This window comes from Citrobacter sp. Ca225 (assembly GCF_030337175.1).
In the GTDB taxonomy this organism is placed as follows: Bacteria; Pseudomonadota; Gammaproteobacteria; order Enterobacterales; family Enterobacteriaceae; genus Citrobacter_A; species Citrobacter_A amalonaticus.
Map to the genome: position 1 here is coordinate 52,101 of NZ_JAOWCD010000087.1, position 18,650 is coordinate 70,750.

Below are 18,650 nucleotides of genomic sequence, written 5' to 3' on the forward strand. Positions count from 1 at the left end.
GGGTTTTTTTATGGATGAAGAATCTTCAGGCAATCAACTGACGACTGACCAGCGGGCCGCTGATGTTTTGCGCCGCGCGGTCCATCACTTCCTGAATAACGGATGACAGTTCATTCACTTCAAACTTCGCCACGTAGCCATCGGCTTTCACTTTGCGGACGTGATCTTCATTGGCACTACCGGAAAGAGAAGAGTGGATCACCACCGGAATTTTCTTCAGCCGCTCGTCGGTTTTGATTTTTCGGGTCAGGGTGAAACCATCCATCTCCGGCATTTCCAGATCGGTTAACACCAGTGCGATCTTCTCGCTAATCGCTTTGCCTTCCGCTTCCGCTTCCTGCGCCAGTTGCTGAATTTTGTCCCAGGCATCTTTACCGGTGACGTGCATTTGATGGGGAATGTCCATGGCCGTCAGACCTTTCTCCAGCATCGCACGGGCCACGCGGGAGTCTTCCGCGACAATAGCCACGGCACCGGGGGTGATGTTGAACTTATTGGTTTTCAGTTCCGTTGCGCGCAGGTCGTGATTCGATGGCACGATGTCATACAGAATCTGTTCTACGTCGAGCACCAGCGCCAGGTTGTTGGTCTCTTTGTCTTCATCCAGACAGGCGATACTGGTGATGTAGCGGCCGTTCACCGCTTTCTCTGCGGTGTGTACCTGCTTCCAGTCCAGGCGCATGATGTTTTCGACCGACTCGACGGCGAAGGCCTGCACGCTACGGGCATATTCGGTGATTAACAGAATGTTGAGTCCATTCTCCGGCTTGCAGCCGGCTACGGCGGGGAGGTCAATAACCGGAATCACCTGATCGCGAATATTGACCATTCCCAGCAATGGCGCCTTCATCCCTGCCGGACGAGTAAAGGCAGGCATAGGTACAATTTCGCGCAACTTGAACACGTTAATGCCAAACAGCTCAGATTTCTGTTCGTGCAGGGAGTTTCCCAGACGAAACAGCAGCAGTTCAAAGCGGTTGGACAGGGTCAGATTCGCCCTGTCATCGATATCTTTCTGGAAATTGTCCATGCTGTCCTCAGTGTGAATACTGCGTTTTTACTGTTATCGGCACTGAGAGCAAAAAATGGAGCCCTAAACCGTGAAAATGGCGAAATCGTCGGCAAGTTCAGTGGAAGGGAAGATAGCCTGACACTCTGCCAGCAGTCGCTGGCAACCTGCGGCGTCATAGCGCGAACTGACGTGCGTTATGATGAGCTTTCCGACTGCAGCCTCCCGTGCCAGCAGTGCCGCCTGGCGGGTGGAACTGTGTCCACGGCTGTTGGCCTTTTCTTCCATTGACGTATCCAGCGTGGTTTCGTGAATCATCACGTCGACCCCTTTCGCCAGATCAAGCGCGGATGCGCAGGGCGCGGTATCGCCAAAAATCGCGACCGTTTTACCGGGCGTCGCTGGGGCAAGAAAATCGGCCCCGCGTATCACGCTGCCGTCTTCCAGGGTGACCGTTTTGCCTGCTTTCAGATCCTGAAACCAGGGACCGGCCTTCACCCCAGCGGCTTTCAGCGCTTTGGCGTTGAGCGCGCCGGGTTTATCATGCTCCTCAACGCGGTAACCGTAACATTCCAGCGGGTGTTCAAGCGGGTAAGCCGTTACTTTTCGCAGCCCGTCATCAAGAATTTCCCCGGCGGTGATTTCGACGATTTCCAGCGGATAGTCAGTCCATGAGCCGCTCAGACGCAGCGCGGTTTCAGTAAACTCACGCAGCCCCTTCGGCCCGTAAAGCGTTAGCGGCTGAGCATTGCCCGCCATCGAACGACTGCACAGTAAACCCGGCAAACCGAACAGATGATCGCCGTGCAGATGGCTGATGAAAATCCGTTCAATTTTGCCGGGATGATATGCCGTGCTCAACATCTGATGTTGCGTACCTTCACCACAGTCAAACAGCCATAGCGCGGGCTGCGTCGGGTGTTGATGATGTAGCAAAATGGCTGTCACGTTGCGCGTACGCGTGGGCACGCCAGCTGAGGTACCCAGAAAGAGAAATTCCATTATTTCATTACACTTTTAAAAAATAATCTGGCTAGTATAAATCGTTTACGGAAAAGGAGCGCACGATGATTATCTGGCAAGACCTGCATCATTCGGAATTAACCGTCCCACAGCTCTATGCGCTGTTAAAACTGCGCTGTGCGGTGTTTGTTGTGGAGCAGAACTGTCCCTATCTCGACGTAGACGGTGACGATCTGGTGGGTGAGAACCGCCATATCCTGGGCTGGCATGACGGCGAGCTGGTGGCGTATGCGAGGATTCTGAAAAGCACTGAAGATCTGGAGCCCGTCGTGATTGGACGGGTGATCGTCAGTGAAGCGTTACGCGGTGAAAAGCTGGGCCAAAATTTGATGGCGCAGACGCTGGCGTCTTGTCAGCGACACTGGCCGGAGAAGGCGCTGTATCTGGGCGCACAGGCGCATTTGCAGGCATTCTATGCACGATTTGGTTTTGCTCCGGTCACCGAAGTCTATGAGGAAGATGGCATCCCACATGTGGGGATGGCGCGCGAAGCGATTCGGGCGGGATCCTGAGTCGTTGTCTATAGTTAGGGGCAGGTTTACTAACATGGAGAACGAGAATGTCTTATCAATTTGGTGATTCGCGTATTGATGACGACCTGACGTTGCTGAGTGAAACGCTGGAAGAGGTGCTGCGTTCCTCAGGGGATCCCGCCGATCAGAAATACATTGAGCTGAAAGCGCGGGCTGAAAAGGCGCTGGATGAGGTCAAAAATCGCGTAAGTCAGGCTTCAGATAGTTATTATTATCGTGCCAGACAGGCCGTTTATCGTGCAGATGATTATGTGCACGAAAAACCCTGGCAGGGGATTGGCGTTGGCGCGGCGGTCGGACTGGTGCTCGGCTTACTGTTGGCACGACGCTAATCTGCAAGCGAGATCGCATTGACTCCCTAAACTGGGGTACTGCTTTTTTTGTGCAGTACCCCGTATAATGTGAGGTTTTTAACAGGGAGAGGTCCGCGTGCATTCACTCACTACTGCGCTGGAAGGTCTGACGCGTCTTTTGTCGCAGGCAATCCCGGCGGCACCAGGCATTCGGGTTCTCGATGTTCCTTTTCCCCTTAATGACGCTTTCGATGCGTTAAGCTGGCTGGCAAGTCAGTCCATTTATCCGCAATTTTACTGGCAGCAGCGCAACGGTGATGAAGAGGCCGCCGTGCTGGGCGTCGTTGCGCCATTTTCTTCTCTCGATGAGGCGCAATGCTTTCTTCGCCAACATCCGCAGCAAACCGACCTGCGTATCTGGGGACTGAATGCGTTTGATCCAGAGCAGGGTAACCTGGTGTTACCGCGTCTTGAGTGGCGGCGCTGTGCGGGCGTGGCTGTGCTGCGTCTGCATTTGTGGAGTGATGTTTCTCTGCGCGAGGATGCTGACCGGGCGCTGACCTTTCTCGCCTCGCTGGCGAGTGTAAAACCGCTGCCGACATTACGTCTGAGCAAAACCGCTGAACAGCACTGGCCCGAAAAAGCAGGCTGGATCACCCTGATTGAGCAGGCCACGCAGACGATTGCCGAAGGTGAACTGGATAAAGTGGTGCTGGCGCGCGCCAGCGATCTGCACTTTTCTCGCCCGGTGAATGCCGCTGCTGTGATGGCTTCAAGTCGCCGTTTGAACCTGAACTGCTACCATTTTTATATGGCTTTTTCTGCGCAGAGTGCGTTCCTGGGTTCGTCTCCGGAACGTCTCTGGCGACGTCGCGATACCGCGCTCCGTACCGAGGCGCTCGCCGGGACGGTAGCGAATCACCCGGATGATTATAAGGCCTGGCAACTGGGCGAATGGCTGATGAAGGACGACAAAAATCAGCGCGAAAATATGCTGGTGGTCGAGGATATCTGTCAGCGCCTGCAGGACTACACGCATACACTGGACGTTTTGCCGCCGCAGGTGCTGCGGTTGCGAAAAGTGCAGCATTTGCGACGCTGCATCTGGACGGCGCTGAATCAGGCGGATGACACGCTCTGTTTACTGCAGTTGCAGCCCACGGCAGCCGTGGCCGGGATCCCACGCGAACGGGCACGGGCATTTATTCAGCAGCGTGAACCTTTTGCGCGGGAATGGTACGCCGGGTCGGCGGGCTATCTGTCATTACAGCAAAGCGAATTTTGTGTTTCGCTGCGGTCGGCGAAAATCAGCGGTAACGTGGTTCGGCTGTATGCCGGTGCGGGTATTGTTCGTGGGTCAGACCCTGAGCAGGAGTGGCAGGAAATCGATAATAAAGCCGCTGGTCTGCGATCTTTGTTACAGATGGATGGATAATGAGTTACATATTCCCGACTCATATCAATAATCCCTTTTTTCCGTTCTTTATACTGAGTCGCAATATTGATACCGGACAATCTCATGTCAGTAAGCGCATTTAACCGACGCTGGGCGGCGGTCATTCTGGAAGCATTAACTCGCCATGGCGTCAGGCATGTTTGCATTGCCCCTGGCTCTCGTTCCACGCCGCTCACTCTGGCTGCGGCGGAAAATTCGGCTTTTATTCACCACACGCATTTTGATGAGCGTGGTCTTGGTCATCTGGCGCTGGGACTGGCGAAGGTGAGTAAACAGCCTGTTGCCGTGATCGTGACCTCCGGTACGGCGGTCGCTAACCTCTATCCGGCGCTGATTGAAGCGGGCCTGACCGGTGAAAAATTGATCCTTCTGACGGCCGATCGTCCTCCTGAACTGATTGACTGCGGCGCGAATCAGGCGATTCGTCAGGCGGGCATGTTTGCGTCACACCCGTCACAAACGCTTTCGCTTCCGCGCCCGACGCAGGACATTCCGGCCCGTTGGCTGGTGTCGACTATCGATAATGCGCTGGCCTCGCTGCATGCCGGCGCGGTCCATATCAACTGTCCGTTTGCCGAGCCGTTATATGGCGAGATGGATGATACCGGTCTGGCCTGGCAACAGCGTCTCGGTGACTGGTGGCAGGATGACAAACCCTGGCTGCGCGAAGCGCGTCGGCTGGAGAGCGACAAACAGCGCGACTGGTTCTTCTGGCGGCAAAAACGCGGCGTTGTTGTTGCCGGGCGAATGGGTGCAGAAGAGGGCAAGAAAGTTGCGCAATGGGCGCAGACGTTGGGCTGGCCGCTGATTGGCGATGTGCTGTCGCAAACCGGACAGCCGCTTCCCTGTGCCGACCTCTGGCTCGGCAATCCGAAGGCGGTGACGGAACTGCAGCAGGCACAGATTGTGGTGCAGCTGGGCAGCAGTCTGACCGGAAAACGCTTACTGCAATGGCAGGCAAACTGTGAGCCGGAGGAGTACTGGATTGTCGATAATATCGAAGGGCGGCTGGATCCGGCGCATCATCGCGGTCGTCGTCTGGTGGCAAAAATCGGCGATTGGCTGGAACTGCATCCTGCGGAAAAACGGCAACCGTGGTGTGTAGACATTCCGCGTTTGGCGGAGCTGGCCTGGCAGGCCGTGGCGGCGCGGCGTGATACTTTTGGCGAGGCGCAACTGGCGCATCGCATTCGCGACTATCTGCCCGAGCAGGGGCAGCTTTTTGTCGGCAACAGCCTGGTGGTACGCCTGATTGATGCGCTGTCGCAGCTTCCGGCAGGTTACCCGGTTTACAGCAATCGCGGCGCAAGTGGTATTGATGGTCTGTTATCGACCGCTGCGGGCGTGCAGCGCGCCAGCGCGAAATCGACGCTGGCGATCGTGGGCGATTTATCGGCGTTGTACGATCTCAATGCGTTAGCCCTGTTACGGCAGGTCTCCGCGCCGTTCGTACTGATTGTGGTGAACAATAACGGCGGGCAGATTTTCTCGCTGCTGCCCACGCCGCAGAGCGAACGTGAACGCTTTTACCTGATGCCGCAAAATGTCCATTTTGAACACGCGGCTGCAATGTTTAACCTCAAGTATCATCGCCCGGAAAGCTGGGATGAACTGGAGGCGGCGCTGGCTGGCGCGTGGCGTATGCCTGCGACCACGGTGATTGAACTGGTGGTCAACGACACCGACGGCGCGCAGACGCTACAACAGCTGCTGGCGCAGGTGAGCCAATTATGATCCTGCACGCGCAGGCAAAAGCCGCGCAGTCAGACTCACCCTGGCTGGTTTTCCTGCACGGTTTTTCCGGCGATAGCCAGGAATGGCAACCGATCGGCGAGCGGCTTTCCGGCTTTTCACGCTTGTACATCGATCTGCCTGGTCACGGTGGATCGGCGGAGATCCGCGTCAGCGGATTTACCGATGTGATCAGCTTGCTGCGTAATACTCTCCTTAGTTACAACATACTGAAATACTGGTTGGTGGGATATTCCCTCGGCGGCAGAGTGGCGATGATCGCGGCCTGTCAGGAAATGCCGGGGCTTTGCGGCCTGGTGGTTGAAGGCGGGCATCCGGGACTGCAAAGCGACGCCGAACGCGACACGCGCCGGGATTCTGACCATCACTGGGCGGAACGTTTTCGCCATGACGCGCTGACTGAGGTGTTTACTGACTGGTATCAGCAGCCGGTTTTTGCTTCGCTGAACGCGCGGCAACGAGAAGCGCTGGTCGCGCTGCGTAGCCAGAATAACGGCGAAACGCTGGCGGCAATGCTGGAAGCCACTTCGCTGGCGGTCCAGCCTGATTTACGCGCTGCGCTCACCGCGCGCGCCTTTCCGTTTTATTATTTATGTGGTGAACGTGACAGCAAATTCTGCGCCCTGGCGACGGAATTAGCGGCGACCCGCCATGTGATTCGTAACGCCGGACACAATGCGCACCGGGAAAATCCCGCAGGCGTGGTGGACTGTCTGGCTCAGATTCTGCGTCTCTGACTAAAGGACACACTATGATCTATCCTGATGAAACAATGCTTTACGCACCGGTAGAATGGCACGATTGCTCGGAAGGCTACACCGACATTCGCTATGAGAAATCGACCGACGGTATCGCAAAAATCACCATTAATCGTCCGCAGGTGCGCAACGCATTCCGTCCTCTGACCGTCAAAGAGATGATTCAGGCGATGGCGGATGCCCGTTACGACGATAACGTGGGCGTGATTATTCTGACTGGCGCAGGCGATAAAGCCTTTTGTGCCGGCGGCGACCAGAAGGTTCGCGGCGACTACGGCGGCTATCAGGATGACTCCGGTGTGCATCACCTGAACGTGCTGGATTTCCAGCGCCAGATCCGTACCTGTCCGAAGCCGGTCGTGGCGATGGTGGCGGGTTATTCCATTGGCGGTGGTCACGTGCTGCATATGATGTGCGACCTGACGATTGCGGCTGAAAATGCCATCTTCGGGCAGACCGGCCCGAAAGTCGGCTCCTTTGACGGCGGCTGGGGGGCGTCTTACATGGCGCGGATCGTGGGGCAGAAGAAAGCGCGTGAAATCTGGTTCCTGTGCCGTCAGTACGATGCCAAACAGGCGCTGGATATGGGGCTGGTGAACACCGTTGTCCCATTGGCTGAACTCGAAAAAGAAACCGTGCGCTGGTGTCGTGAAATGCTGCAAAACAGCCCGATGGCGCTGCGTTGCCTGAAAGCGGCGCTGAACGCCGACTGTGATGGTCAGGCCGGTTTGCAGGAGCTGGCGGGTAACGCCACCATGCTGTTCTACATGACGGAAGAAGGTCAGGAAGGCCGTAACGCCTTCAACCAGAAACGTCAGCCTGATTTCAGCAAATTCCAACGGAATCCGTAATGCGTAGCGCGCAGGTATACCGCTGGCAGATCCCCATGGACGCGGGGGTGGTTCTGCGCGACAGGCGGTTAAAAACGCGTGACGGGCTGTATGTTCGCCTGCACGACGGCGAGCGTCAGGGATGGGGAGAGATCTCCCCACTGCCGGGATTCAGTCAGGAAACCCAGGAAGAGGCGCAGGTTGCGCTGCTGGCCTGGGTTGACGGCTGGCTGCAGGGAGAAGATGCATTGCCTGACATGCCTTCTGTGGCCTTTGGCGTCAGTTGTGCGCTGGCGGAAATAGCCGGAACGCTGCCTGAAGCCGCAGACTATCGGGCGGCGCCGCTGTGTACCGGCGATCCGGACGATCTGGTGCTGCAACTGGCGGATATGCCCGGCGAAAAAGTCGCGAAGGTGAAGGTCGGACTGTACGAAGCGGTTCGCGACGGCATGGTGGTCAACCTGCTGCTGGAGGCGATCCCGGAACTGCGGCTGCGGCTGGATGCCAACCGCGCCTGGACGCCGTTGAAGGCGCAGCAGTTCGCGAAGTACGTGAACCCGGACTACCGTAACCGCATCGCCTTCCTCGAAGAACCGTGCAAAACGCGCGACGACTCGCGAGCCTTTGCCCGTGAAACCGGGATTGCTATCGCCTGGGACGAAAGCCTGCGTGAGGCGGATTTTGTCTTTGAAGCAGAAGAGGGCGTACGTGCAGTGGTGATCAAACCGACGCTGACCGGGTCGCTGGAAAAAGTGCGTGAGCAGGTACAGGCCGCGCATACACTGGGGCTGACGGCGGTGATCAGTTCATCCATCGAGTCGAGCCTGGGTCTGACCCAACTGGCGCGCATTGCCGCGTGGCTGACGCCAGACACCATTCCGGGACTGGATACGCTGAGCCTGATGCAGGCGCAGCAGATTCGTCGCTGGCCGGGAAGTCCATTACCACTGATTGACGAATCAGCCCTGGAACGCCTGCGATGACCTTTCCTGACTGGCCGTGGCGATACTGGCGGCAGGTTCAGGGAGACGCGCCAGCCATACGCCTGAATGATGAGGTGCTAAGCTGGCGCACGCTCTGTACGCGTATTGATGCCCTGGCGAGCGGTTTTGCCGCACAGGGGGTTACCGAAGGCTGCGGCGTGATGCTGCGCGCCTGGAATCATCCGCAGACACTGCTGGCATGGCTGGCGCTGTTGCAGTGCGGTGCACGGATCCTGCCGGTCAACCCGCAGCTTCCTCACGCCTTACTGGCAACATTGCTGCCCGATCTCACGCTGCAGTTTGCGCTGGACCTGGAGGGAGAAAACCGCTTTCCCTTTCTGATCCCGCTGAACTGCCTGAACGCGAACGGGCAGCATGCCGTCGACTGGCAGCCGCAGCGTCTGTGTTCCATGACGCTGACCTCCGGTTCGACCGGTCTACCGAAAGCGGCAGTTCATACCTGTCAGGCGCATATTGCCAGTGCTGACGGTGTGCTGTCGCTGATGCCGCTGGCAACAGAGGACGACTGGCTGCTCTCTCTGCCGTTGTTTCATGTCTCCGGACAGGGGATTCTGTGGCGCTGGTTAGTGGCCGGGGCGCGGATGACGGTACGGGAAAAACAGCCGCTGGAACAGATGCTGGCCGGATGCACCCATGCTTCGCTGGTGCCAACGCAACTCTGGCGACTGCTGGTGAACCAGACGCCGGTGGCGCTGAAAGCCGTTTTGCTGGGTGGCGCGGCGATTCCGGTGGCGTTAACCGAGCAGGCGCGCGCGCAGGGCATTCGCTGCTGGTGCGGATACGGCCTGACGGAATTTGCCTCAACGGTATGTGCAAAAGAGGCGGACGGTCTGGCTGATGTCGGTATGCCTTTACCGGGACGAGAAGTCAGAATCGTAAATGATGAAGTCTGGCTGCGGGCGGCCAGTATGGCGGAAGGCTACTGGCGAGACGATAAACTGGTTTCGCTGGTTAACGATGAAGGCTGGTTTGCCACACGCGATCGCGGCGTGCTGAATGACGGAAAACTGACCATCGCCGGACGTCTGGATAATCTCTTTTTTAGCGGCGGAGAGGGGATACAACCCGAAGAGGTGGAACGGGTCATTGTTACGCATCCTCACGTGCTGCAGGCGTTTATCGTGCCGATCGAGGACGCCGAATTTGGTCATCGACCGGTGGCGGTGGTGGAATGTGACGCAGACGTCGCAGAGACAGAACTTAACGAATGGGTGAAAGACAAACTGGCACGTTTCCAGCAGCCGGTACATTGGCTTTCTCTGCCTGCCGAACTGAAAAATGGGGGGATCAAGATATCCCGGCGTGCCGTCGTTGATTGGGTGAATGAAACATTAGGAAAACATTAATTTCACTTCGCAGTTTTACCAATTGATGCCCATTGCCACTTTGTTTATCTGCTACTGTGTAACGTAATGTAAAAGTTCCCGATACGTAAAGGTATGCAATGGAGTGGCAGGTGAAGAAGTCGTGCTATGACAAAAGGTCAGGGAAGCATGCATTAGTGTTAAGTGATGCCGGCGGTTCACTGAAAATGATCGCTGAAGTCCAGTCTGACATTGTGGTGAATGCCGGTGATATCCTTTCTCCGCAGAAGGATGCGCTGTATTCCGTCAACCGTGACAGCGGGCGGACGGTGAAGATTCTGGATGCCAGAAATTATACCTGTGACGAGTGGGAGCGCCTGAAGACGTTGTTGGGGAACAAATAAACGTCAGCGCGTTTTCCGCGGTGCGGGCAGAAAAATGAACATCAGTCCGGCCATGATACACAGTACGCCCAGCAGTGCTTTCAGAGAAAACGTGCCCTGCCAGCCGGGTAAGATTATCGACGCCACCCACACCAGCACATAACTCAGGCTGAGCAGCGCATAAGCCTTGCTCAGCGCGAGGTGATGCAGCGCGTTATGCCAGCAGAAAACCGACAGCAGATAGCCCACTAAACTGGTGAATAGCACGAGCGTACCGGTATGGAGGGAGAACAGCACCGGGATAAACGTCTGCCACTGTGTCATCGGCGGCAGGTTTGCCATCGCAAAGCTCAGGCCCAGTTGCGCGACGGACGTGATGATCACGCTGCACAGTCCCCAGAGTAATCCCATTACGCCGCACTCCCCAGAATAAAAATACCGCTGATGATCAAGACGATGCCCAGCCAGTGACGAAGCGCCACCGGTTCACGCCAGATTTTCCATGCCAGCAATGTGACCCAGACAAAGTTGAGACTGAGCATCGGGTAAGCGATACCCACGGGAATGTTCTGCAATACCAACAACCACAGGATCATCGCCAGGCCAAGGCAGGCGAGCGCCAGCCCCAGCCACAGGGCAACATGGCGTCTTCGCGCGCGGGTCGGCACGGGGAGCGTTGCCTGTTTCTGGCATAATTGCCCTGCAACGCTGAGCAGGCTGGCGAGTACTAATACCAGCCAGATCATTTGGGACGATACTGAATCAGCACCAGACGCCCCTGATTATCGATACTGTCAGCAGGGGGAATGGCAAGGCGGTTGATGTCTTCATCCTTCGCGATAGTGAGCACGAGCGTAATGATCCCCTCCTGGCGGTGCTGGCTGAGCCAGTCCGCAAAATCGCCGTAGCGAATGAACCGGCCTTTAGCATCGGGATAGTTAAGGCCATATTTCAACTCGCCGGTTTGCCCGTACATTAAAATGTCGTCGCGTTTCAGGCTCCAGGCCAGCCCGGCGGCGACGCCTACGCTGTCGGTAAGAATGTAGCGGCTTGGCGCCAGGTTTTCCCGGGTCATCTCGACAAAAAACTGTGGCTGTTTGGATTCCATGACCCGATCGGGCACGGAAAAACCAAACAACAGCGCCAGCGCCACGGGACACAGCGCGGCATAAATCCAGCTCTTTTCGGTGTTAGTCAGCGTATACCAGCCGAAAAAAGTCCACAGAGCAAACATCCCCAGCGTGCAGAAAACCTTATACACCTCAATGTGCATCCAGACCGGCGATTTCAGCGGTCCCCACGGCGAGACAACCAGCGTAGCGATAATCCCGATGACGCCGAACAGAATATTGATCCAGCCGTTGATGCGCAGCGCGGCAAAGCCCTTTTCCGCTGCGTTCAATCCGTATCTCGCCATCAGTATGGCGAGCGGGGCGAAACAGGACAGAATATAGGTCGGTAATTTGCCTTTCGCGATGCTGAAAAACACCAGCGGCATTACGATCCAACCGAGCAGATAGAATGCGCTGCGCGATTCATCTCGCGTCTGCCAGCCGGTCTTTAAGGCTCCGGGAAGCAGCGCAAGCCACGGCAGGCTTCCGGCGATCAGCACCGGCAGATAGTACCAAAACGGCGCTTTGTGCTGGGCGTCATCCATCGCGAAACGCTGGATGTGTTCGACCCAGAAAAAGTAGTGCCAGAAATCGGGTTCACGTTGGGCGATTGCCAGTCCCCACGGCAGAATGACGACGACACAACTGATGACCGCTAATCCGCCAAAGAGGAACAGATCTTTCCAGCGTTTCTGCGCGGCGACCCACGGCAGAACGCTGAGCACCGGTACCGCAAGCGCCAGAAAACCCTTGGTCATCACGCCCATCCCGCAGGTGACGCCCAGCAGCAAGAACCCTGCACTTTTCCCTTGCCAGGTGGTGGCCTGCATCGCCTGCCAGAAGCAGCACAGTCCCGCCATTAGCCAGAGCGCAATCAGCGGATCGAGCACTGCATAGGTGCCAATCCCGTAGACAATAAACAACGACAGGAAGATGATGGCCGACAGCAGGGCGGTACGCGTATCGCGCCATAGGCGCATGGCAAGCCATGCCACCAGCACGGCGGTGACCAGCGTCGCAAAAATGGCGCCCGCGCGAACGCCGAAATTGTTCGCACCAAACAACCCCTGCCCGATGCTGTTGATCCAGTACCCGGCAATGGGTTTTTCAAAGTAACGGACGCCAAGAAAATGAGGAACAAGCCAGTCGCCGGAGGCCAGCATTTCACGACTGATCTCGGCATAGCGTGTTTCATCAGGTTGCCACAACAGACGCAGGTTGATGGGGATGATGTACCAGAACGCGATTAGCGCGGCCAGTATCTGATAATAACGGGTGTTTTTCATCGTATGACACTCATTGCTTGCTGGCAGCCTAACCATCCTTCTCTTCCCGCGATGTGACCGCGAATAATCTCTCCCGGCGGCAAGGTGTTGTGATCCTCAGGCAGGAGATCGCCAAGTGGGCAGAAGGTGATGCCCGCATCGGCCGCACGCTGGAGCAGTTCCTCAAACTGGCTGTGCCAGGCACCACCTTCGACTTCGGCATGAATGGTATACACCGGCGTACCGGTATCCCGCTGTATTCGGGAGAGGATCCAGTCGTTGAAATCCTCTGCCTGAACCTCACGACCCACCGCTTCATCCCACGTGGGCAACGTGACCGGAATTTGTGGCGTAGCGAACGCTTCAGCCCCGAGAACCGGACGGAACGGCGCCCAGCCGCGGCAGTCGCTGTTGTATCGCAGAGGAAATGCCTCTTTGGCGAGCACCACACGCTGGTCAGCGCGCCAGCCCGCGACGGCTGAACAGGTCACGGGCTGGCCGGTGATCGCCTCCAGGGCGGTGATCCCGTGTGAAATATCGGCGATCAGTTGCTGTTCGCTCCACTGAGGACTCCGGGACTGCCAGGCGTGGTGATCCCAGGCGTGCAGACCCGTTTCATGCTGGCGTGCCGCTTCACGGATAATCTCGGCGTTTGCGCGACCGATTTCTTTTCCCGGCCAGGTGGTACCGGCCAGCAAAATATCCCAGCCGTAAAGAGACGCGGCGTTTGAGCGCAGCATTTTCCACAGAAACTGCGGTTTAATCAGGCGCCAGAGATGGCGCCCCATGTTGTCAGGCCCAACGCTAAAGAAAAAACTTGCCCGAATGTGGTATCGGCTCAATGACGCTAACAGGCGCGGCACACCTTCGCGGGTGCCGCGGAAGGTATCGACATCAATACGCAAGCCGACTTTTGTCATGATGAATGTTCCGTGAGTTCTACACTGCGCAGGAAGAAATCCAGCGTCTCGTCAACCGTTTCGCGCATATCGATGGTAGGCTCCCAGTCCAGGCAACGTTTTGCATTACGGATGTTGGGCTTACGGTGCTCCACATCCTGATAGCCTTTGCCATAATAGCTGCTGCTTTCAACCACCCGTAACCCGGCAAACGGTGGAAAATGATGGCGCAGTGGATGTTTGTCGAAACTCTCCAGCAGCATTTCCGCCAGTTCCTTGATGCTGGCTTCGTTTTCTGGGTTGCCGATGTTGATGATTTCACCGTCGCAGCGACCCCCCGCATTTTCAATGATCCGGTACAGCGCTTCGATGCCGTCGCGGATATCCGTAAAGCAGCGTTTCTGTTTTCCGCCTTCGATAAGCTTAATCGGCGAGCCTTCCACCAGGTTAAGGATCAACTGTGTGATGGCGCGTGAGCTGCCAATTCGCGCAGAATTCAGGCTGTCGAGTCGCGGCCCCATCCAGTTGAAGGGGCGAAAGAGGGTAAAGCGGAGCCCGTCTTTTTCGCCATAGGCCCAAATGACACGGTCGAGAAGCTGTTTGGACACCGAGTAAATCCAGCGGGGTTTATTGACCGGCCCGACAATCAGATTCGAGCTGTCTTCATCAAACACTTTGTCGGTACACATCCCGTACACTTCAGAAGTCGAGGGGAAAATGATCCGCTTACGGTATTTCACGCAGTAGCGAATGATTTTCAGGTTTTCTTCAAAATCCAGTTCAAAGACGCGCAGTGGGTTGCGGGTATATTCAATTGGCGTGGCAATGGCCACCAGCGGCAGCACCACGTCGCATTTCTTAACGTGATATTCGATCCATTCAGAGTGAATGCTGATGTCGCCTTCCACAAAATGAAAACGCGGGTGGTTGAGGAAGCGGCCAATCGCATCGCTGCCGATATCCAGACCATAGATTTCGTAGTGGTCTTCGCGCAGCAGGCGTTCGGTAAGATGGTTGCCAATAAAACCATTCACGCCGAGGATCAGCACGCGGGTACGGCGCTTGCTGGCAGCCAGCGATGGGCTGTTTAAACGGGAGCCTGCAACCAGGCCGAGTACCTGCGCTAACTGTGCACCCTGCATGGTGATGCCGTTACCCGCCTGTCCGGTCACTACCTCCAGCGCGCCTTCGGAACAGGCGATCAGCAGGGGCGCGACGGAAATCACGGTACCCGGTTGCGCGGTCTGGGGCTGTGAGTGGACGCGGGATGACCAGATGGTGAATTTTTGCGTGCCGGAATAGCTGAACGCGCCCGGCCAGGGGGCCGCGACCGCCCGCACCATGTTATGCAGCGTCGTTGCCGGTCGGTTCCACGTCAGGAAACTGTCTTCAGGCGTGCGACGACCAAAGTACGTTGCGTCGCTCTCGTTTTGCAAAACGTCACGCGTCTCTCTGCGTTTGATAGCGGGTAGTGCCTGTTCCAGCACCTGTCGGGCGGTCTGGCAAAGCTTATGATGTAGCGTAAGGGCCGTATCGTCAGGCGAAATAGCGACACGCTGTTGCCCGATAATGGCGCCTGCATCGGCGCGGTTGACCATGCGGTGCAGCGTCACGCCGGTTTCACTTTCGCCATTCACCAACACCCAGTTCAACGGGGCGCGACCGCGATACTTTGGCAGGAGTGAACCGTGCAGGTTGAATGCACCAGCCGGAGCCTGTTCCAGAATTGCATCGCTGAGTAGATGACGGTAATAGAAAGAGAAAATAACGTCAGGAGCGAGTTGGCTGATACGCTCAGCCCAGATTGGATGGTTCACGTCATCCGGGGCGTAGACCGGGATCCCCGCATCAGCGGCCAGGCGAGAAACGGAGCCAAAAAACGTGTTTTCTCCTGGATTATCCGCATGTGTAAAAATGGCGGCAATGTCATAGCCGGCGTCGAGCACGGCCTGAACGCCCAGACAGCCCATATCGTGATACGCGAAGACAACGGCTTTCATTATTGATTTTCCTTTGTAGAGTGCGGGCTTTCCGGACGAATAACTTGCTGGACGAAATAGCGGGGGCGGGCGCGGACATCGTTGTAAATTCGACCGATATATTCGCCGAGTAATCCCATGCCGATGAACTGCGCGCCGATAAAGGTAAACAGAACGGCAAACAGCATGAATACCCCTTCAGCCGCCCATTGTGGCCCCAGCGTCAGGCGGAGAATGACGAGGAGTATCGACAGAGTAAATCCGGTAACGGCGATGACGCTGCCGAGCAGGCTCAACATGCGCAAAGGCGTCGTCGTCAGGCAGGTCACCAGGTCGTACATCAGGTTAATCAGCCGCATAAAGCTGTATTTGGAATCACCAAATTCACGTTCCGCGTGATGAACGGGGATCTCCGTGGCGCGCCGGGCAAAAATATTCGCCAGAATCGGGATAAATGTGCTGCGCTCATGACAATGCAACATGGCATCGATAATGTGCCGGCGATAGGCGCGAAGCATGCAGCCGTAGTCGCCCATGGCTTTGCCCGTGGTGCGCTGAATCAGATGGTTGATCATCTTCGAGGCGGTTTTACGGAACAGACTGTCCTGACGATTCTGGCGTACGGTGCCAACGACGTCATACCCTTCATCGGCTTTTGCCACCAGACGCGGGATCTCTTCCGGCGGGTTTTGCAGATCGGCATCGAGCGTAATGATCAGGTCGCCAGTAACGTGACTGAATCCCGCCATGATGGCGGAATGCTGCCCGTAGTTGCGATTGAGTAAAATCGAAACGATGTGGCTGCCTTCAGCTTCTGATGCGTCGATCAACAACCGGGCAGAGTGGTCGCTGCTACCGTCATCAATCAACAGGATTTCATAGTCTTTTCCCAGACTCTCGCAGGCCGCAGTGGTTCGCCTGAACAGTTCCGGCAGGCTTTCCTGTTCGTTATAGACAGGGATCACCACCGACACTTTTGTAATCGGAAGGGCTTCAAACATGGTTATTTACCTGCAATCTGGCGAAGTGCGGTGATGACACGAGCGGTATCCGCCGGGGTCATATCAGGAAACAGCGGTAGCGAGCAGATACGTGCGCTGTTCCATTCGGTATGGGGGAGCGACAGAGTGTTAAAGCGCTCGCGGTAATATTTCTGCGTGTGCGCCGCGCGAAAATGCAAACCGGTCCCGATTCCCTGGGCTTTGAGCGCCTCCATCAGCGCGTCACGACTGATGCCACAGCGCTCTTCGTCGGTACGAATAATAAACAGATGCCATGCATGGACGTGGGGCCATGACGGCAGGCTCAGCGGTTGAAACGGCAGATCGGCCAGCGCTTGTTGGTACGCGTGGGCGATAGTTGCCCGGCGACGGTTTAGTGTCTCTAGTTTGTCTAACTGAACCAGCGCCATCGCTGCGTTAATATCGGTTAGATTGTATTTGTAACCTGGTGTCAGTACCTCGGCCTGAGGCGCGCGACCCCAGGTCTGGCGATCGTAGGCATCCACGCCGAGTCCGTGGAATTTCAGGGCGCGTAACTGCCGGACGAGTGGCTCATCATCGGTGACGATCAGTCCTCCCTCTGCGCAGGTGACATTCTTGATGGCGTGAAAGGAGAAAATCGCGGTACCTCGTGCGCCGACGTGACGACCCTGATAATAAGTCCCGACCGCGTGGGCGGCATCTTCGATAACCGCAATGCCGTGACGTTCTGCAAGGGCGTAAATGGCATCCAGATCGGCCGGTGCGCCGGCGTAATGGACGGGAATAATAGCTTTCGTGCGCGGCGTTATGGCGGCTTCAATGTGCTCAGCGGTGACCATCAGCGTGTCGCGGTCGACATCCACCAACACTGGGGTGGCGCCCAATAGCACAATCATGTTCAGGGTGGAAACCCAGGTCATTGACGGGGTGATGACTTCATCACCGGCACCGATTCCCAGCGCCATGAGGGCGATATGCATACCCGCCGTGGCGGAGCTGACGGCAATAGCGTGGTGGTTTCCCGTCAGCTGGCAGAAGGCCTCTTCCAGTTGCTGATTTTTCGGGCCGGTCGTAATCCATCCGGAATCAAGAACCGCTTTGATTGCGGCAAGTTCTTCCGTACCTATCGCCGGGCGAGAGAAAGGCAGAAAATCAGACATTATATTTCCTTTAGCCATTTGGATACTGCGATCCTCTTATTTATTAAGTCATAAACAGGAGGCTAAATGAGGATTATCCAGTTAGAGCCAAATAATAGTGGCTGAATATTAATTTAACCTTAAGAACTTAACGTTAAGAAAATATATCCTTTTTTCTCTATATTGCATTTGCATTGGCCAGGGTTTTCGGGCATTTTTCCCACTTAAATGATCATGCCTTTGATTAAGCGGTGTGCCGTAAAGTGATATTTCTGTTCGCCGGTAACGGGTGGAGTTTATTGTGTTTATCGTGTCCCAGTATTTCATTAAATCCAAAAAATATACGGTTATCCTGTTATCAGCGCTGGTGATAATGGTAGGGCTGGGCAGTCATTTCGCCTGGAGTAGTAACGGATTGCCGCGAATCGATTCCCGTACCCTGGCGGTACTGGCAAAACAGCATCCGGTGGTGGTGTTGTTTCGTCATGCCGAGCGCTGCGACAGGTCAGACAATCTCTGCCTGTCGGATAAAACCGGCATTACCGAGCATGGCGCGAAGCAAGCCCGTGCGTTGGGCGCCGCGTTTGGTAAAGAGATAAAAGACTACGATTTGTATGCCAGCGATACGGTACGCACCATTCAGTCAGCGACCTGGTTTTCTGCGGATAAAAAACTGACGGTAGATAAAGGCATGCATGCCTGTGGGCGGGGGACTTATCAGGCCATTGAGCGTTTAGCCAATAAGTCGGAAAATAAAGATGTGGTAATTTTTACCCACAATCATTGTTTGACATATCTGGCAAAAAATATGCGGGGTGTAAAATTGACCCCGGATTATCTGGACGGCCTGGTGATGCATGTCGATAAGGGAAAATTATTCCTTGATGGCAAACTGGTATCACTCTAACCCCTATTATGAATAAAAAAT

General features: G+C 56.0%; 19 protein-coding genes. 10 read left to right on the forward strand and 9 right to left on the reverse strand.

The features are described from left to right. Window positions 1-25: 25 nt before the first annotated feature. The gene (locus OGW13_RS16235; protein WP_044258510.1) at window positions 26-1,030 is read right to left on the reverse strand and encodes a chemotaxis protein; all 1,005 of its coding nucleotides are present in this window, start codon (window positions 1,028-1,030) and stop codon (window positions 26-28) included. 63 nt (window positions 1,031-1,093) lie between these two features. After that, window positions 1,094-2,011: a ribonuclease BN gene (rbn, locus tag OGW13_RS16240; protein WP_043000024.1), complete on the reverse strand. Its 918-nt coding sequence runs from the start codon at window positions 2,009-2,011 to the stop codon at window positions 1,094-1,096. 65 nt (window positions 2,012-2,076) lie between these two features. On the opposite strand from rbn, the gene OGW13_RS16245 reads away from it, so the two are divergent. The 9 genes from OGW13_RS16245 to pmrD all read left to right on the forward strand — a co-directional run bounded on the left by OGW13_RS16245 (window position 2,077) and on the right by pmrD (window position 10,366). Continuing rightward, window positions 2,077-2,544: a GNAT family N-acetyltransferase gene (locus OGW13_RS16245; RefSeq protein WP_043000025.1), complete on the forward strand. Its 468-nt coding sequence runs from the start codon at window positions 2,077-2,079 to the stop codon at window positions 2,542-2,544. 47 nt (window positions 2,545-2,591) lie between these two features. Next, complete coding sequence (gene elaB, locus OGW13_RS16250) at window positions 2,592-2,897, forward strand: stress response protein ElaB (protein ID WP_043000026.1); 306 nt, start codon at window positions 2,592-2,594, stop codon at window positions 2,895-2,897. 97 nt (window positions 2,898-2,994) lie between these two features. Next, window positions 2,995-4,293 carry an isochorismate synthase MenF gene (gene menF / locus OGW13_RS16255; protein WP_044258518.1) on the forward strand — a complete coding sequence of 433 codons (1,299 nt, stop codon included), beginning with the start codon at window positions 2,995-2,997 and terminating at the stop codon, window positions 4,291-4,293. Between the two features lie 84 nt (window positions 4,294-4,377). After that, window positions 4,378-6,048, forward strand: coding sequence for a 2-succinyl-5-enolpyruvyl-6-hydroxy-3-cyclohexene-1-carboxylic-acid synthase (gene menD / locus OGW13_RS16260; RefSeq protein WP_287116284.1), 1,671 nt, complete (start codon window positions 4,378-4,380; stop codon window positions 6,046-6,048). After that, window positions 6,045-6,803, forward strand: coding sequence for a 2-succinyl-6-hydroxy-2,4-cyclohexadiene-1-carboxylate synthase (gene menH, locus OGW13_RS16265; protein ID WP_043000029.1), 759 nt, complete (start codon window positions 6,045-6,047; stop codon window positions 6,801-6,803). Before menD ends, menH begins: the two co-directional genes overlap by 4 nt. A gap of 14 nt (window positions 6,804-6,817) precedes the next feature. Then, a complete protein-coding gene (gene menB / locus OGW13_RS16270; protein ID WP_287116285.1) occupies window positions 6,818-7,675 on the forward strand; it encodes a 1,4-dihydroxy-2-naphthoyl-CoA synthase in 858 nt (285 codons plus the stop codon). Then, window positions 7,675-8,637: an o-succinylbenzoate synthase gene (menC, locus tag OGW13_RS16275; RefSeq protein WP_109740425.1), complete on the forward strand. Its 963-nt coding sequence runs from the start codon at window positions 7,675-7,677 to the stop codon at window positions 8,635-8,637. Before menB ends, menC begins: the two co-directional genes overlap by 1 nt. Beyond that, window positions 8,634-10,004: an o-succinylbenzoate--CoA ligase gene (menE, locus tag OGW13_RS16280; protein ID WP_287116286.1), complete on the forward strand. Its 1,371-nt coding sequence runs from the start codon at window positions 8,634-8,636 to the stop codon at window positions 10,002-10,004. The genes menC and menE overlap by 4 nt, the downstream gene beginning before the upstream one ends. Before the next feature lie 98 nt (window positions 10,005-10,102). Continuing rightward, window positions 10,103-10,366 (forward strand): signal transduction protein PmrD, encoded by a 264-nt coding sequence (pmrD, locus tag OGW13_RS16285; RefSeq protein WP_044258528.1) that lies wholly within the window; start codon window positions 10,103-10,105, stop codon window positions 10,364-10,366. 3 nt (window positions 10,367-10,369) lie between these two features. On the opposite strand, the gene arnF is transcribed toward pmrD, so the two are convergent. Genes arnF through arnB form a run of 7 tightly spaced genes read right to left on the reverse strand, consistent with a single transcriptional unit; the run spans window position 10,370 to window position 17,743 of the window. After that, on the reverse strand, window positions 10,370-10,756 hold the full coding sequence (gene arnF, locus OGW13_RS16290; RefSeq protein WP_043000034.1) for a 4-amino-4-deoxy-L-arabinose-phosphoundecaprenol flippase subunit ArnF: 387 nt from the start codon (window positions 10,754-10,756) through the stop codon (window positions 10,370-10,372). After that, window positions 10,756-11,091 carry a 4-amino-4-deoxy-L-arabinose-phosphoundecaprenol flippase subunit ArnE gene (gene arnE / locus OGW13_RS16295; RefSeq protein ID WP_044266227.1) on the reverse strand — a complete coding sequence of 112 codons (336 nt, stop codon included), beginning with the start codon at window positions 11,089-11,091 and terminating at the stop codon, window positions 10,756-10,758. Before arnE ends, arnF begins: the two co-directional genes overlap by 1 nt. After that, window positions 11,088-12,743, reverse strand: a complete 1,656-nt coding sequence (arnT, locus tag OGW13_RS16300) for a lipid IV(A) 4-amino-4-deoxy-L-arabinosyltransferase (protein WP_044266224.1) — start codon at window positions 12,741-12,743, stop codon at window positions 11,088-11,090. The genes arnE and arnT overlap by 4 nt, the downstream gene beginning before the upstream one ends. Further along, a complete protein-coding gene (gene arnD / locus OGW13_RS16305; protein WP_287116287.1) occupies window positions 12,740-13,642 on the reverse strand; it encodes a 4-deoxy-4-formamido-L-arabinose-phosphoundecaprenol deformylase in 903 nt (300 codons plus the stop codon). The genes arnT and arnD overlap by 4 nt, the downstream gene beginning before the upstream one ends. Further along, window positions 13,639-15,621, reverse strand: a complete 1,983-nt coding sequence (gene arnA, locus OGW13_RS16310) for a bifunctional UDP-4-amino-4-deoxy-L-arabinose formyltransferase/UDP-glucuronic acid oxidase ArnA (protein ID WP_287116288.1) — start codon at window positions 15,619-15,621, stop codon at window positions 13,639-13,641. Before arnA ends, arnD begins: the two co-directional genes overlap by 4 nt. Next, the gene (gene arnC / locus OGW13_RS16315) at window positions 15,621-16,601 is read right to left on the reverse strand and encodes an undecaprenyl-phosphate 4-deoxy-4-formamido-L-arabinose transferase (RefSeq protein ID WP_044266219.1); all 981 of its coding nucleotides are present in this window, start codon (window positions 16,599-16,601) and stop codon (window positions 15,621-15,623) included. Before arnC ends, arnA begins: the two co-directional genes overlap by 1 nt. 2 nt (window positions 16,602-16,603) lie before the next feature. Beyond that, window positions 16,604-17,743: a UDP-4-amino-4-deoxy-L-arabinose aminotransferase gene (arnB, locus tag OGW13_RS16320; RefSeq protein ID WP_287116289.1), complete on the reverse strand. Its 1,140-nt coding sequence runs from the start codon at window positions 17,741-17,743 to the stop codon at window positions 16,604-16,606. Window positions 17,744-18,023: 280 nt separating this feature from the next. Between arnB and OGW13_RS16325 the strand changes: the two genes are divergently transcribed. Continuing rightward, the gene (locus OGW13_RS16325; RefSeq protein WP_043000041.1) at window positions 18,024-18,629 is read left to right on the forward strand and encodes a histidine phosphatase family protein; all 606 of its coding nucleotides are present in this window, start codon (window positions 18,024-18,026) and stop codon (window positions 18,627-18,629) included. Window positions 18,630-18,650: the final 21 nt, after the last annotated feature.